The sequence below is a fragment of the Sorangium sp. So ce1504 genome, from assembly GCF_051521635.1.
GTDB lineage: Bacteria > Myxococcota_A > Polyangia > Polyangiales > Polyangiaceae > Sorangium > Sorangium cellulosum_B.
Genome location: NZ_CP150365.1, coordinates 10680001 through 10695230 on the forward strand (window position 1 = coordinate 10680001; position 15230 = coordinate 10695230).

A 15230-nucleotide genomic window follows, 5' to 3' on the forward strand; every position below is an offset into this window, starting at 1 on the left:
GCAGAGCCACGCGAGGACGGCGCGCCCGCGGTGCGCACCCTCGCGCTCGGCGCGCGCCTCGCGCCCACGCTTCCGCTCGGCGAGCGCGCCCGCTCGTGGCTGTCGGTCGGCGTCGGCTACGACAGGTTCGACTTCGACCGCATGCGGGTCTCCGACCCCGGGGGTGCGTTCACGGTCCGCGAGCGCGGCGCGTCGTACGTCGAGATCCCGCTGGGGCTCGGGGTGTCGTTCGACATCATCCGCCGCTGGCTCACGATCGAGCTGGAGACCTCGGGCGCCTTCCTGCTCGGCCGGGGCGGCGACGCCACCCGGGAAGGCCAGGCCATCGACGCCCAGGGGCGGCGGCGCAACGTCGGCGCGCTGCCGCAGACCCGAGGCTCGTTCGTCCAGACGCTCGGCCTCTCCCTCGTGCTGTGATCGCCGTGTCGTGCGGCGAGCTCAGCTGAGGGCCAGCATGCGATCGATCGGGACGCGCGCGCGCTCGCGCAGCTCGGGAGCCATCTCGAGGCGCGGGGCGAGATCGCGCAGCGCGAGATAGACCTTCTCGAGCGTGTTGAGCCGCATGAAGGGGCACTCGTTGCAAGCGCAGTTGCCCTCCGGCGGCCCCTCGATGAACTCCTTGTGCGGCGACGCCTTGCGCATCTGGTGCACGATGCCGCTCTCCGTCGCGACGATGTACTTCAGGGCGTCGTCCGCGGTCGTGTACTTGAGCAGCGCGGTCGTCGAGCCGATGTAGTCGGACATCCGCAGGATCGGCTCCTCGCACTCCGGGTGCGCGATGAGCTTCGCGTCCGGGTGGCGCTCGCGCAGCGCGACGATCTTGCGCAGGCTGAAGGTCTCGTGAACGACGCAGCTGCCCTGCCACAGGCGCATCGGGCGGCCCGTCCGCTCGACGAGCCAGCGCCCGAGGTTCTTGTCGGGCGCGAAGAGGATCTCCTGCCCCTCCGGGATCGCGCGGACGATCTTCTCCGCGTTCGATGACGTGCAGATGTAGTCGCTCTCGGCCTTCACCTCGGCGGAGCAGTTGATGTACGAGATCGCGGCCGCGCCGGGGTACCGGGCGCGCCAGGCGCGGAAGCGGTCGACGGGGCAGCCGTCGGCGAGCGAGCAGCCCGCCGCGAGGTCGGGGACCACGACGATGCGCTCGGGGTTCAGGATCTTCGCCGTCTCCGCCATGAAATGCACGCCGGCGAACAGGATGACGTCCGCGGTCGTCTTCTTCGCCTGCTGGGCGAGCTGCAGCGAGTCGCCGAGGAAGTCTGCGAGATCCTGGATGTCGCCGTCCTGGTAGTAGTGGGCCAGGAGGACGGCGTTCCTCTCCCGCTTCAGGCGGCTGATCTCGTCGTGCAGATCCAGGCGCGGATCGATGGCGGCAGGCTGGGGCGCGGCGCTCGTCATGGCTAGCTAAGGTAGGCACCGCGCGGCGCGCTGGCCAGGGCCCCCGAGCCGCGCGGCGAACTCGGGCGCGCTCCAGCCACGCCCACGCAGCCGGTGCGGCATTCGCCGGCGCTCCAGCCGCGCAGCCCGCCGCGTCTCCCTCGTTGACAACGGCCGGCACCGGTTCACGATCGAGGCCCGCGGTGGGCCTGGGGAGGAGCTCTCGTCGTGGGCGGCCACCCATGTCCTTCCTGATCCCCGTCGCCCTGCTCGCCCTCGTCGTACCGCTCGTCGTGGCGCTCCTGCGCGCAAATGAGCTATTTTGCGTGCGCGTCGAGGGGCGCAACGTCCGGCTGCTCCGGGGCCGGATGCCGCAGCGGCTGCTCGACGACATCACGGACGTCCTCCGCGCAGCGCCGGTCGGACGGGGCGCGGTGCGGGTCGTGGTCGAGGACCGGCGCGCTCGGGTCCACGTGGAAGGGGATATCTCTCCCGAGCAGGCTCAGCAGCTGAGGAACACCGTCTCCATGTGGCCGGTTCCGAAGATCCGCGCGGCCCCGAAGCGCCGCGCGGGCGCATGACCCCGCCGCCGACATTTCCACCCTAGCGAGTCAGTCCCGCATGGCCGACGACAAACCCCGAGACAATCCGCCGACCTCCAAGCTGGGGCGCCTCGCGCGCCTCGCCGGCCTCGCGCCCCGCACGATCCCGTTCGCCATCGAGGGCGCGAGGCGCGTCCTCGGCGCGACCCGGACCGAGGAGGAGGAGGCCGAAGCGCGGCGGAGGATGGCCCAGGAGGTCAAGAAGACCGCCGAGGCGATGCTGAAGACGCTCGGCGAGATGAAGGGCCTGCCGCTCAAGTTCGGCCAGATGGCGAGCTACATCGACGGGCTCGCGCCGCCGGGATACGAGGAGAAGTTCCAGGCCACGCTGAAGAAGCTGCTCGACAAGGCGCCGCCCCTGTCGCCGGAGGCCGCGGAGCAGATGATCCGCGAGGAGCTCGGCACCCCGCCCGAGCACGTGTTCGCGACCTGGGAGCGCGAGCCGTTCGCGGCGGCGAGCATCGGACAGGTGCACCGGGCCACGACGAGGTCGGGGGAGCGGGTCGCGGTGAAGGTGCAGTACCCCGGCATGGACAGGGCCATCGAGAACGACCTGAAGAGCGTCTCGATGCTCGAGGCGATGATGGCGCCCCTCGCCAAGAAGCTGAACGCCCGGCAGACCGTCGACGAGCTCCGCAAGGTCTTCCTGTCCGAGCTCGACTATGCGCGCGAGGCCGAGATGGCGGACCTGTTCCGCCGCATGAACGCGGGGGACGAGGACGTCTCTATCCCGCGCATCCACCACAGCCTCACCACGAGGCGCGTCCTCACGCTCGAGCTCGTCGACGGCATGAGCTACGCCGAGTTCTGCGAGCGCGGCAGCCAGGAGGCGAAGAACCGCGCGGGCCTCTCCATCTGGCGCTTCACCTTCCGCTCGATGCTCCGGTACGGCTGGCTCTACGCCGACCCGCACCCGGGCAACTACCGCTTCCACGAGGATGGCCGCGTCACGATCCTCGATTTCGGCTGCGTGAAGCAGCTCCCGCCCGACCTCGTGGCGGGCATGAAGCGCTACATGCGCGCCGCCATGGACGCGGACTGGAAGGAGTTCGACCGGGCGTGCGTGGAGGTGCTCGGCTACGACCCGGCCGACGAGAGCTGGGATCTCTACCGGAGCTACACGATGGAGCTCATGGTCCCGCTGTGCACGCACGGGACCTGGAAGTGCTCCCCGGAGAAGGCGCGCGAGACGGTGGCGTACCTGACCCGCGGTATCCGGGGGCTCGCCCTCAAGGAGGGAGAGAAGATGCCCACCATCCCCCACGTGCCGAAGATGCCGCAGGACTTCACGTTCGTGAATCGCCTGCAGTGGGGGCTCGCGTCCGTGCTGGCGGGGCTCCGGACCGAGGCGGCGTTCCGGCGGACCATCGATCCCTGGGTGCGCGACGGGGTGCACCCCGTCCCCGATTGAGCGCGGATCGCTGGTAGGCTCGTCGGCGCGGAGAGGCGCGCCGAGGTCGCTTCCGCCGCGGCTCTCACCTTGACCTCGATCCCGCACGCTGTGACATTCGATCGGGGCATGGACGACGAGAGGGCGGCCTGCGAAAGGCGCGTAGGAACGACCCTGCGGGGCAAATGGACGATCGATCGCCTCGTCGGGATCGGCGGGATGGCCGCCGTCTATGCCGTGACCCACAAGATCGGGCGGCGCGATGCGATCAAGATCCTCCACCCCGAGGTGGCGCGCTCGAAGGACCTGCGCGCCCGGTTCGAGCGCGAGGCGCAGGCCGTCAATCGGTTCCAGCACCCCGGCGTGGTCGAGATCCGCGACATCGATGTGACCGAGGACGGCGCGCCGTTCCTCGTGATGGAGCTCCTCGACGGCGAGTCGCTCGCCGACCGGCTCCAGCGGCTCGGCAGCATCGAACCGGGCGAGATGCTGCGGCTCATGGACGAGCTGCTCGACGTGCTCGGCGCCGCGCACGGGCAGGGGATCATCCACCGCGACATCAAGCTCGACAACCTCTTCGTCGAGAAGACCGGGCGCCTCAAGGTGCTCGACTTCGGCATCGCGCGCATGCGCGACGGCGTGAAGACGGCGATGCGGACCCGCACGGGCGCGACGCTCGGGACGGTGTCGTACATGGCCCCGGAGCAGGTGCGCGGCATCTCGGTCGACCACAGGGCGGACCTCTTCGCCGTCGGCGCGACCATGTTCCGGGTGATCGCGAAGCGGCGGATCCACGAGGCGCGCACGGAGTCCGAGCTGCTCGTGAAGATGGCGACCATGGCGGCGCCGCCGCTCGCGAGCGTCGCGCCGGACACGCCGCACGGGCTGTGCCTCGTCGTGGACAGAGCGCTCGCGTTCGATCGCGACCGGCGCTACCCGGACGCCCGCACGATGCAGGCCGACGTGCGCGCGCTCCTGCATGGAGCGGCGCCGCCGCACGCGTCGGCGCGCCTCGCGGCGGGCGACGTGCCGTCGGCGGGCGCGCCGCCGCTCTCCCCGATGCTCCTGTCGGCCGCCGCCTCGGCGGACGCGCAGGCCGAGCCTCCGCCGCGGCCCGCGGCCCCGTCGGGCGCGAGGTGGAACGAGATGGGCTCGGCGCCCGCGATCGGGTCGGAGCTCGGCCCAGGCAACAGCGGGGCGTCGTCGTGGGAGGCCGCCACGATGGCGGCGCACGGAGCTCCGCGCGGGAGCGCCATGGATGCTGCCCAGGCGCACGGAGGCCACCCCGGCATGGCGCAGGCCGTCCCCGGCGCTCCGAATGGACCGCCGTCGTCCCTGCACAACACCGGCGCCGGCCACGCCGGAGCGCACGGCGCGCCCCCATCTTGGCAGGGCGCCAGCGCGCCCCACAGCGCCCCCGTCTCGCTCCACAACACAGGCTCGGGCCTGCACAACACCGGTCCGGCCTACGGCCCGCCTGCCCCGGCGCACGGCGCCAGCGCGCCCCACAGCGCCCCCGTCTCGCTCCACAACACAGGCTCCGGCCTGCACAACGCCGGCCCGGCCTACGGCGCGCTCGTCCCGGCGCACGGCGCCAGCGCGCCCCACGGCCCGCCCGTCTCGCTCCACAACACAGGCTCCGGCCTGCACAACGCCGGCCCGGCCTACGGCGCGCCTGCCCCGCGGCACAGCGCCGGCGTACCGCACGGCGCGCCCGCCTCGCTCCACAACACCGGCTCGTCGCTGCACACCACCGGCTCGGCCTACGGCGCGCCCGCGCCGCAGCACAGCGCCAGCGCGCCCTACGGCGAGCAGCCGGCCGCCGCGTGGGCGCCGCGCCACGCTCAGCCGAGGCTGCCGCCGAAGCTCGTGATCCCGCTCGCGCTCGGCGGCGTGGCGCTCATGATCGTGAGCGTGCTCGCGGTCTGGATGGCGCTCCGCGACGAACCCCAGAGCGACGCGGTCCAGCACGATCTGCTGCCAGCCCAGAGCGCGAGCGCCGGGCCGACCCAGCTCTCCCCGTCCTCGGAGAGCACCGACGAATCGCGGAGCAACGTGAACGAGCCAGGATCGCGGAGCAACGTGAACGAGCCAGGATCGCGGAGCAACGTGAACGAGCCAGAGACGATGCGCCCGGAAGCGCCGAACGCTCCGGCGAGCGCGCCGCCCGCGAGCACGTTCATCATCGACTTGACCAAGAAGAAGCAGCGGACGAGAAAATCACGCCAGGACTGAAGCCAGATCGCCGAACATGGAGCTCCGCCCCCTCATGGTGACGAGGACAACCCCGCGCGCTCGATCGATGCTCGTCGGGTCTGCGCTGGCGCTCACGCTCTCGGGAGCGTGCTCGGACCCGGTGCCGATCGGCCCACGTCCCGACGCCGGCGGCGACGGTGGAGGCGGCAGCGGAGGCGCGCCGCCGCTCTGCAGCTCCGGCGACGTGCAACCCTGCTATCCCGGCCCGGCAGACACCGAGGGTGTCGGCGTGTGCGCGGCGGGCGTGCGGAGGTGCCAGCCAGACGGCCAGAGCTTCGGCGCGTGCGAAGGCGCCGTGGTCCCGAGGCCCGAGGACTGCGGCACCACCGTGGACGACGACTGCGACGGCGCAACGAACGAGCCCGACGCGGGGTGCGTGTGTACCCCGGGCCAGATCAAGACTTGCTACAGCGGCCCCGAGGGGACGAGCGGCGTGGGGCTCTGCGCGGTGGGGCTGCAGATGTGCGATCTCTCGGGCACGTCGTGGCGGCCGTGCGGCGGCCAGGTCACCCCGCAACGAGAGACGTGCACGGACGACACCGACGAGGACTGCGACGGCTTCGCCTGCAGCACGCCGCTCTGGGCCGCCCTCTACGGTGATCAGAACACCCAGAGCGCGACCAGCGTCGGCGTCGACACGCTGGGAAACATCTATATCGGCGGCACCTTCTCGGGGACCATCAACCTGACCGGCAAGGAGGCGGGCGCCCTCGTCAGCATCGGCACCTCCGACGTGTACGTCGCGAGCTTCGACCCCTCCGGACAGCACCGCTGGAGCGTGAGGTTCGGCGGCAGCGGCGCCGAGACGCTCAACGGGCTCGCGGTGACGCCTGAAGGCAACCTCGTGCTCGGCGGGACGTTCTACGGCTCGTTCACGTTCGGCGGCACGACGCTGAGCAGCGTCAACGCGCTCGACACCTTCGTGGTCACGATGACCGGAGAGAAGGGCGAGCAAGGCTGGGCACGCCAGCTCGGCGACGCGGCCGATCAGACGCTGCGCTCGATCGCGGTGGACCCCGCCGGAAACATCGCGATCGCCGGCTACTTCAGCGGAAAGCTGCTCTGCTCGTCGTCGCCCGTCCCAGCCTGCGCCGAGAGCGCAGGCGGCACCGACATCTTCGTGCGGAAGTACGATCCGCTCGGCGCCGTCCTGTGGACGAGGATCTACGGAGACGACAAGAACCAGTTCGCCACCGGCGCCGCCGTCGGCAACGACGGCAGCGTGCTCGTCACGGGCCGGTACAACGGCACCCTGACCGTCGGCCCCCGGCAGGTGAAGAACACCGGGCTCGGGCCGAACCTGTTCGTCCTGAAGCTCGACAGCAGCGGGAACGGCGTCTGGCTCTCGGACTATGGAGACACGGCGTCGCAGGCGGGCACCGGGATCGCCGTCGCTCCCTCGGGCGCGGTGCTCGTGACCGGGACGTACATGGGCGCGCTCAACTTCGGAGCGGCCGGTACGCTCCCCGCCAACGATGTGCAGACGGCGTTCGTAGCGTCGCTCGCCCCCGACGGCGTGCCCGTGTGGGCGCGGTGGTTCGCCGGAGACGGCGCCCAGGAGAGCACGTCGATCGTCGCGGACGCGGAGAACGGCGTGGTGGTGACCGGCTCGGTCCAGGGCGTGGTCGACCTCGGCGGCGGGCCGCTGCCCGGCGGCGGCGGCTTCGACGCCTTCGTGGCGAAGCTCGACGCCGATGGCAACCACCTCTGGGGGAAGGTGCTCGGCGCCGCCGGCAACCAGAAGTCGAACGCGGCGGCCATCGCGCCGAGCACGGGGGTCATCGCGCTCTGCGGCACCGCCGAGGGGAAGATCGACTTCGGCCTCGGCGAGCACGGGGCGAACGGGACCGACGCGTTCGTCGTGCTCCTGTCGCCGTAGACCGGAGCCGCGGCCCCGGTCACGGGGCGCCGCGAGCGCCCGCAGGGACGAGGTCGACGCGGCCGAGCTCCTCGTTGGTCGCCGCGATGGCGGCGCGGATCGGCTCGCCGACGCCGTAGCGACGGCTCGCGCCGACCAGCGCCTGGGCGGCGGCGTCGATCCGATACGGGCCGCCCGGCAGCGCCTCCAGCGCGATCGTGCCCGTCGCGCCGGACTCGACCATCTGGACGACGAGGCCGAACGGCTTGATGGATACGATGTAGCCCTCGATCTCCTCGCCGACGCGGGAGGCGAAGAGGCGCGCCACGAGCATGCGGTGCCGCTCCGTCTCGGCCTTGGCGGCGCTGCGCGCGCGCGCGTTCAGGTGGTGGGCGAGCGACGCGAGCGCCTCGCACTCGACGCGCTGGTCGCGGCGGCCCTGGAGATAGCGCTTGACCACGCGGTGCACCGCGAGGTCGGCGTAGCGGCGGATCGGGGACGTGAAGTGCAGGTACAGCGGGGCGCCCAGGCCGAAATGCAGGCCTCCGGCGCCCGTGTACCGGGCAGGGCCGAGCGCCTTGCCGAGCACGGTGCGGATGGCCGGCGCGAGCTCGGAGCCCCTGTACTGCGCCTCGAACGCCGCGAGGCCGAGGGGGCTCAGGCGCGCGCCAAAGCCGGCCTCGACGCCGAAGTTGTGCGCGAACTGCTCGAGCGCCCGGACGCGCTCCTCGGTCGGCTCGTCATGGACACGAAAGACGCAGGGGAGCCCGCGCGCCACGAGCCAGCTGGCCACCGCCTCGTTCGCCGCCACCATCAGCCGCTCGATGAGGCGGTGCGCGCCCGTGTCGGAGCGCGGCGAGACTGCGGTCGGCTCGCGCGTCTCGGCGTCCAGCGTCACGTACGCCTCCTCGCGATCGAGCTCGACGCCGCCGCGCGCCGCGCGGACCGTCGACAGCCGCGCGGCCGCGGTGCGGAGCCAGCGCACGACCGGCCGGGCCGCCTCGGGGATGCCGGCGGCGCGGCCTGTCGTCAGGAACTCCTCGACGGCGTCGTACGAGAGGCGGGCGTGCGAGCGGATCACGCTCTCGTGCAGGTCGATCGACGTGATGCCCCCCTCGGGGTCGATGCGCAGCTCGACCGTGACCGCGAGCCGATCGACCCCCGGGAGCAGGCTCGCCGCCTCGCTGGAGATGGCGTCGGGGAGCATCGGGATGACGCGGCCAGCCAGGTAGACGCTCGTGCCTCGGGCGCGGGCCTCGAGATCGAGCGGCGAGCCCTCGGGGACGAACGCGTCCACGTCGGCGATCGAGACGAGGACGCGGAGCGCCCCGTCGGGCCCGGCGGGCAGCACGGCGACGGCGTCGTCGATGTCCGTGGTGACGGGCGCGTCGATCGTGACGGTGATGACGTCGCGCAGGTCGCGGCGGCCGCGCGCGAGCTCGCGCTCGACCGACACCGCGGCGACCGCCGCGCGCGACGCCTCGAGGACCTCGCCCGAGAACACGGCGCGCACGCCGTTGCGGGCGAGGCACCGCTCGATGCCGAGGTCGGCGCCCGACGCGACGACGCGCGCCGGGACGACCGCCGCGCCCTCGATGGTGGCGACCACCGCGGCGCCCTCGGGGAGGTCGTCGGCGCTGCCCGGCTTGAACGGCCAGTCCGTGTTGGAGACGAGGCGATCGACCCGGAGGTGCGGCCGCTTCGCGTGCGATACGACCGTCCCGAAGAGCTCGGAGCGATCGCGCTGGACGAGGGCGAGCTGCGACGCGCTGAAGCGGCCCGGCTCCGCCTCGACGACCACCGCATCGACGACGTCGCCGTCAAGGAACGGGTTCAGATCGGGCGGCGCGATGAAGGCGGTCGCCGAGCCGAGGGCAGCCCAGCCCGGCCTGCCCGGCCCCCCCGCCTTCTCCGGAGAGGCCTCGATGTTCAGGAACCCGAAGCCACGGGGGTTGACCGAGATGCGTCCACGAACGGGTGCGTGCATAGGCGCGGAAGGTACGCCAGATCCCGGCACGTTCGAGCACAAGCTGCCCGTTGAGCTCGCATCAACGCCAGATAATTACTGCAACACGGTAAGCAACACGGTAAACAGAGCAGCGCGTGACGTCGCGGCATCGCGCGCTGCATGCCGAGATGCGCTCGGGGGGCCCGGGTGCCTCGCGCTGCGCTGCGATGACGTGCGGGCGGCATCGCGGTTCCACGTGCGCGGGACCCCGTGCGTGGGCGGGACGCCACGGCAAAAGTGCCTCCCTGGACGGTTCGCGGCGCCGGATCGCTTATACTCGACACATCGTGGAAGACTCAGGGGACATCATCGAACTAGCGCGTGTGATGCCTCGGGACCGCTTCGTCCGCCAGGTGACGAACCTGCTCCTCGTGGTGTCCGAGGCTGGTCCGGACAACCAGCAGATCGCATTCCGGACGGTCGCCGCATCGCCGGCGGCGCACCGGAAACCGCCGCCTCCGCCCGGCCCAGCGAGCGAGGTGTTCCAGCTCGTCAAGGCGAAGGGCAATCCCTATCTCGACCAGATCTCGGTGGGCCGCACGCGCAATTGCGACGTGGTGCTGCGCCACCCCTCGGTGTCCAAGCTGCACGCGCACTTCCGGCGGAATGAGCAGGGGCAGCTCGTGCTCATCGACAACGGCTCGCAGAACGGGACCCGCGTGAACGGCAAGCTGCTCTCCGAGAGCGAGCCGCAGGAGATCTCGGTGGGCGACGTGATCCAGTTCGGCCGGCTCACGACGTCGCTGCTCGATGCAGCGGCCCTCTTCGACCTCGTGCGCGAGCAGGCGCGCGTCGCGAGGGACCAGGCGAACCGGTGAGCGCCGCGCGCGGCGGCGCTCAGAACCGGTATCCCGCGGAGACGTTCGGAAAGAACATCGTGAACGTGCCGTGGGCGAGCTCCTCGAACACGACCTTCTTGCCCGGCGCGCAGTCGACCGTGGGGTGCGCCTCGTCGCACTCGGCCCCGACCACGTAGGTGTTGCCCGTCTCGAGCGGCGGGCCGTCGACGAGGAAGAAGCCGACGCCGAGGCCCGCGCTGGCGCTGAGGCGCCCGAGCTTCAGCCGTAGCCTCAGCTCGGGCATCGCGAACGGGGCGGCGGCGCGGACGGCCCTGCCCGCGTTCTGCACGGCCACGCTGATGGTCCTCTCCGCGTCGGACGCCGTGCCGGTCACCTCGTCGCTCATCTCGGCCAGCACCACGCCGAGCCCGAGCGCGCCGCCGACGTCGAGCCATGACGACAGCCCGTAATGATAGCTGCCGCCGACGATCACCGTCACGCCGGCCATGCCGATGTCGTCGTGAAAGCTGTAGCGGATGGGGAGCCTCTCGTCGCCCCCGCGCGGCGCGGCGTACGTCGCGTCGAGCGAGCGATCGAGCGTCGTGTGGAGGCTCAGGTACCCGGCCGTGAGCTCGATGGCGGCGCCGATCGGGAACTCGTAGCTGCCGCGCACGCCGGCCAGAACGCCGGACGGGCGCGAGATGCCCGAGCAGCTGTAGCTGCCGCAGCTCCGCTCGGCGTCGCTCTCGAGCGACGAGGCGAAGGCATAGCCGCCGGTCGCCTCCAGCCGGAAGACGCCGACCCTCCGACCCCAGCGCGGGTGCGCGTCGTCGACGGCGAGCGGCAGGACGATGTCGCCCCTCGTCGTCTTGTCGACGGTCGCGCGCAGCGTGCGCGAGAAATAGCCCGGCTCGTGCGCCTCGAAGGTGTGGCGCCCGAGCGGCAGCGCCCCGCGCCACTGCCCCTTGCCGACCGGGACGCTGTTGATGGTCAGATCCGCGCTCAGCGGCTGGGCGACGACGCGGACCTCCTCGCCGAGCGGCCCCGCCTCGACCGTGGCGACGGCGAGCTGCCCCGCAATGACGTTCGCCTCGCGGGGCGCAGAGCCGAAATTGCCCTTGCGCACCGAGTAGAAATGCGGACCAGGCGCGAGCGCGCCCTCCCACGGCAGCTGGCCGATCAGCGCGCCGTCGATGATGAGATCGGCGCCGACGAGCCGCTCGTCCTCGACCTTCAGCCGGCCCGTGCTGGCGAGCGGATCGAGCTTCGCGTCCACCGACCTGGTCTCGGCGACCCCGACGGTCACGATCCGCTCGAACGTGTGCCAGCCGTCCTTGACCACACGGAGCGTGTGATCCCCGGGGAGCAGCCGGATCGGGCCGGCGAGGGGGAGCCGGCCGCGCTGTTTCCCGTCGATGAGCACCAGGCCATCGACGTTCGACGAGACGACGACGCTGCCGATCCGCGCTCGCAGCGTGGCGATCGCGGACGCGACGCTCCGGCGCTCCGGCTCGCCGAGTTCCGCGCGGAGCTCCGTGAGCAGCGCCTCGTAGAGCTCGAGCGCCTCGTCGTAACGCCCGAGCTGATCGAGGCAGAACGCGGCGTTGAGGGTGTTGGGCACCGACGCGACGACCTGACGCGACCTCAGGTAGAGCTCGAGCGCGCGCTGGAAGTCGCCGATCTTGCGCAGCTCGTTTCCTTCCTGAAAGAGCGCCTTGGCCCGGGCGAGCGCCTCGTCCGTCGACGCGGGCGACGCGGCAGGCGGCTCGGGTGGCACGCCCGGGACAGCCGCCGCCGGCGGGGGCTGCGCGCGGGCCGGAGGCGCAGGCGCCGCGCTCGCCACGGCGAGCGCGCAGGCCGCAAAGCAGCGCCGCAGGGCGCGACGGGCGCGCGGCATCGGTCTCACCACCGGTCGACCGGCACCACCGCGGTCGGAGCCGACGGAGCCGCAGGCGCCCCCGCGGCGGAGGGCGTGGCAGGCTCGGCCACGGGAAGAGCGCCGCGCGGGGCGCGGCTCTTCCTGTCACGGCGCGGGGCAGGCTCGGAGGCCGCGACCGACGCAGAGGCCGGCGCGGGCGGCTGGAGATCGATGCGATCAGGGCGGATCGTACCGTCGCTCAGCATGAACACCGTCTCCTTCGTGGTCGCGCCGCCGCGGGTCACCTCGATCTCGAACGTGTCGCCGGCCTTGCCCGTCAGGTCGAGCCGGCCGTCGCTCACCGGACGCGCCGCGCCGTTGACCCGCGCCGTCGCCTCCTTCGGGAGCGTCACGACGGCGGTGAAGGACGCAGGCGCAGGTGCAGGCGCGGGCGCGACGGGCAGCGCGGGCTCGCTCGGCGCGGCGGGCGACGCGAGCGGCTCGTTGCCCGTCGAGGCGCGCAGCGCGAGACCGCCGCCGATCGCGGCCAGGGCGACCACCGTGACCGCCGCCCCGACGAAGCGCCGCCGTGCCGCGCCGGAAGGCTCCTTCACCGCGGTGAAGGAGCTGCCGCCGATGGATCGCTCCTCCCCCTCGGCCGATCGCGAGAGCCTGGACTCGCGCAGCGCGGAGATCGGGGTGGCGCCGGCGCGCCGCTCGGGGTCGATGCCCCGCAGCTGATCCAGCGTGACGACGCCGGTGCCCTCCGCGTGCGGCTCGAGCGCGGCGATGAGCTCCTCCATGCTCTGCCAGCGCTCCGCAGGATCCCGCAGGAGGCCGCGGTGCACGACGGCCGCGAGCGCCGGGGAGACCCACGGCGCGGCCCCGGAGAGCGGCGGCACGCGCTCGGTGCAGATCGCGAGCAGGAGCTCGGCGAGCGAGGCGTTGGGATCCCAGGGGCAGCTCCCGCAGAGCGCCTGGTAGAGCGAGACCGAGAGGCTCCAGATGTCGGAGCGGTGGTCGACGTCCTTCGCCATCTTCGCCTGCTCGGGAGACATGTAGATGGGCGACCCGAGCACGCCGCCGGCGCGCGTGAGCTCGTGCGAGACGCCATCCCCCGTGCGCTTGGCGATGCCGAAATCGCACACCTTGACCACGATCCTGCGATCGCTCGACGACGGCGGGCGGATGGAGCCGGACGGGCGCCGCCCTGAAGGCGGCGGGCGGACCGAGCCGGACGAGCGCCGAACCGACGGCGGCCCCGCCGCGAGCGAGCCGCGCTGGGTGGACGGCGGCGCCGAAGCGAGCGGGCCGCGCTGGGTGGACGGCGGCGCCGAAGCGAGCGGGCCGCGCCGGGTGGACGGCGGCGCCGAAGCGAGCGGGCCGCGCCGGGTGGACGGCGGCGCCATCGAGGTCGACGGCCTCTGGGCCGTGCCCTCGAACGGCGCGTGCAGGAAGAGGTTCGCCGGCTTGATGTCGCGGTGCACGATCCCCTCGGCGTGCGCCGCCGCGAGCCCGCGCGCCGCCTGGATGAACACGCGCACGACGGGCTCCGGCTCCAGCGGCCCGCGCATCCTGAGGAGCTTGGCGAGGTCGACGCCGTGCAGGAGCTCCATGATGATGAACGGCGTCGCGAGCGTGAGATCCGTGCCTAGCTCGAACGTCTTGACCACGTGCGGGCTCTGGATCGCGGTCACCGCGCGCGCCTCGCGGATGAAGCGGCGCACGGCGTGGTCGTCCTGCCCGACGGCGCTCTTGAAGATGACCTTGGCCGCCACCCGCCGCCCTTCGGGCGACTCCGCCTCGTAGACGGCGCCCATCCCGCCGCGCCCGATCAGCCGGCGCACCGCGTACCGGCCGCCGAGCTCGCGGCCGACCAGCGGATCGGTCTCGGCGCCGGCGCGCTCGGCGATGGCCTCGCGCAGCTCGGGATCGAGCGGCCTCAGCATGTCGATGGTGACGCGCTCCTCGCTGTGCGACGCGGCGCGCAGCGCCTCGGCGAACGCCTCGATCGACGGATAGCGCCGGTCCACGTCGCTGTGCAGCGCGAGCGAGAGCGCGGTCGCGAGGCGCGCCTCGATCCACGGGGCGCGATCCTGGATCGACGGGAACCGCGAAAGGGACGACGCCGGCGCTTCCGCCGCCGTGTCCGCGGGGCCGAGCTCGGCCGTGTCCGCCGTGACGTCGAGCTCGGCCCACGGCGAGACGCCGCAGAGCATCTCGTAGAGCGTCGCCGCCAGGCCGAACACGTCACCCCGCACGTCCGCGGTGCGGTCCCGCGGCCCCGACTCGTCGCGCAGAGGACCGGTGCTCCTCGCCGCCTTGCCAGGGGCGGAGGTGGCCGTGTCGCAGCCCTTCGAGAGCCCGAAGCCAAAGACGCGGACGAGGATCTCTCCGCTCGGGAGGTGCTCCAGGAAGATGCGCGGCGGCCGCACGTCGCGGTAGACGAGGCCCGCGGCGTGCACCGCCGAGAGCCCCGCAGCGGCCTGGAGCGCGATCCGCACGGCGACCTCGGGCCCGAGCGGCCCCGTCTCGGCGAGCAGGGCGGCGACGTCGGTCCCGTCGAGCAGCGGCATCACGAGGTAGGCGAGATCGCGCTCGAGGTCGTGGCCGGCATCGACGATCGGGACGACATGCGCGTTGTCGAGCTTCGCGGTGACGCTCGCCTCGCGGGTGAGCCGTGACAGCGTGTCCTCGGTGACGACCTCGGGCCGCAAGACCTTGAGCGCGACGCGGCGACCCGAGGGGCCCCGGGCCTCGAACACGACACCGAAGCCCTGCGCGGAGAGGACGCGGACGATCCGATATCCGCCGGTGAGCGCGCCCCCCACGAGCGCCGTCGGATCCGCCAGAGGTGCTGTCCGGCCCATGTCCTCAAGCATACGACGGCCCATCGCGCCCCACAAAGCATGAGTGTCACGCGACCTCGGAGGCGCGCTGCGCGCGGGCGCCGCACCGACGCGGAGCGCCGGCCACGCACCTACAACGACGCCACGCCCGCCGCACCGCGGCGCCCCCGCCAAATGTAGGCGCGACAACCGCAGATAACGCGGTGAACAGACCGTCGTATACGCAAGAACACGAGGGGATACGCGGGGACAC

Annotated in this window: 10 protein-coding genes (1 of these 10 running past the window's edge); 6 read left to right on the forward strand and 4 right to left on the reverse strand. The window is 72.6% G+C overall.

Annotation, left to right across the window (positions count from 1 at the left end):
• A protein-coding gene (locus WMF39_RS40220; RefSeq protein WP_437741738.1) for a hypothetical protein crosses the window boundary here: on the forward strand, nucleotides 1–417 show its 3' end. 417 nt of this gene lie to the left of the window's left edge; 417 of the gene's 834 nt are visible here — the last part of the coding sequence; its start codon lies beyond the left edge, outside the window; it ends in the stop codon at nucleotides 415–417.
• Between the two features lie 21 nt (nucleotides 418–438).
• Here the strand turns inward: WMF39_RS40220 and nadA are convergent, their stop codons facing one another.
• Nucleotides 439–1398, reverse strand: a complete 960-nt coding sequence (gene nadA, locus WMF39_RS40225; RefSeq protein WP_012240033.1) for a quinolinate synthase NadA — start codon at nucleotides 1396–1398, stop codon at nucleotides 439–441.
• A 221-nt stretch (nucleotides 1399–1619) separates the two neighbouring features.
• On the opposite strand from nadA, the gene WMF39_RS40230 reads away from it, so the two are divergent.
• From WMF39_RS40230 to WMF39_RS40245, 4 genes are all read left to right on the forward strand, one after another.
• A complete protein-coding gene (locus WMF39_RS40230) occupies nucleotides 1620–1958 on the forward strand; it encodes a DUF3634 family protein (protein ID WP_044966758.1) in 339 nt (112 codons plus the stop codon).
• Between the two features lie 40 nt (nucleotides 1959–1998).
• Nucleotides 1999–3390 (forward strand): ABC1 kinase family protein, encoded by a 1392-nt coding sequence (locus WMF39_RS40235; RefSeq protein ID WP_437741739.1) that lies wholly within the window; start codon nucleotides 1999–2001, stop codon nucleotides 3388–3390.
• Between the two features lie 108 nt (nucleotides 3391–3498).
• Entirely contained in the window at nucleotides 3499–5604 is a 2106-nt protein-coding gene (locus tag WMF39_RS40240) for a protein kinase domain-containing protein (protein ID WP_437741740.1), read from the forward strand.
• Nucleotides 5605–5620: 16 nt separating this feature from the next.
• A complete protein-coding gene (locus WMF39_RS40245) occupies nucleotides 5621–7504 on the forward strand; it encodes a hypothetical protein (protein ID WP_437741741.1) in 1884 nt (627 codons plus the stop codon).
• A gap of 19 nt (nucleotides 7505–7523) precedes the next feature.
• Here the strand turns inward: WMF39_RS40245 and WMF39_RS40250 are convergent, their stop codons facing one another.
• Nucleotides 7524–9470 carry a ribonuclease R family protein gene (locus tag WMF39_RS40250; protein ID WP_437741742.1) on the reverse strand — a complete coding sequence of 649 codons (1947 nt, stop codon included), beginning with the start codon at nucleotides 9468–9470 and terminating at the stop codon, nucleotides 7524–7526.
• A 308-nt stretch (nucleotides 9471–9778) separates the two neighbouring features.
• Here WMF39_RS40250 and WMF39_RS40255 point away from each other — a divergent pair, with 308 nt between their 5' ends.
• The gene (locus WMF39_RS40255; RefSeq protein WP_437741743.1) at nucleotides 9779–10309 is read left to right on the forward strand and encodes an FHA domain-containing protein; all 531 of its coding nucleotides are present in this window, start codon (nucleotides 9779–9781) and stop codon (nucleotides 10307–10309) included.
• Nucleotides 10310–10328: 19 nt separating this feature from the next.
• Here the strand turns inward: WMF39_RS40255 and WMF39_RS40260 are convergent, their stop codons facing one another.
• A complete protein-coding gene (locus WMF39_RS40260) occupies nucleotides 10329–12167 on the reverse strand; it encodes a PEGA domain-containing protein (RefSeq protein WP_437741744.1) in 1839 nt (612 codons plus the stop codon).
• A gap of 5 nt (nucleotides 12168–12172) precedes the next feature.
• Nucleotides 12173–14998: a protein kinase domain-containing protein gene (locus WMF39_RS40265; protein WP_437741745.1), complete on the reverse strand. Its 2826-nt coding sequence runs from the start codon at nucleotides 14996–14998 to the stop codon at nucleotides 12173–12175.
• Nucleotides 14999–15230 lie beyond the last annotated feature (232 nt).

Coding starts and splice junctions, on each gene's coding strand:
- nadA (WP_012240033.1), bottom strand. CDS start 1,398: ATGACGAGCGCCGCGCCCCAGCCTGCCGCCATCGATCCGCGCCTGGAT.
- WMF39_RS40230 (WP_044966758.1), top strand. CDS start 1,620: ATGTCCTTCCTGATCCCCGTCGCCCTGCTCGCCCTCGTCGTACCGCTC.
- WMF39_RS40235 (WP_437741739.1), top strand. CDS start 1,999: ATGGCCGACGACAAACCCCGAGACAATCCGCCGACCTCCAAGCTGGGG.
- WMF39_RS40240 (WP_437741740.1), top strand. CDS start 3,499: ATGGACGACGAGAGGGCGGCCTGCGAAAGGCGCGTAGGAACGACCCTG.
- WMF39_RS40245 (WP_437741741.1), top strand. CDS start 5,621: ATGGAGCTCCGCCCCCTCATGGTGACGAGGACAACCCCGCGCGCTCGA.
- WMF39_RS40250 (WP_437741742.1), bottom strand. CDS start 9,470: ATGCACGCACCCGTTCGTGGACGCATCTCGGTCAACCCCCGTGGCTTC.
- WMF39_RS40260 (WP_437741744.1), bottom strand. CDS start 12,167: ATGCCGCGCGCCCGTCGCGCCCTGCGGCGCTGCTTTGCGGCCTGCGCG.
- WMF39_RS40265 (WP_437741745.1), bottom strand. CDS start 14,998: ATGGGCCGGACAGCACCTCTGGCGGATCCGACGGCGCTCGTGGGGGGC.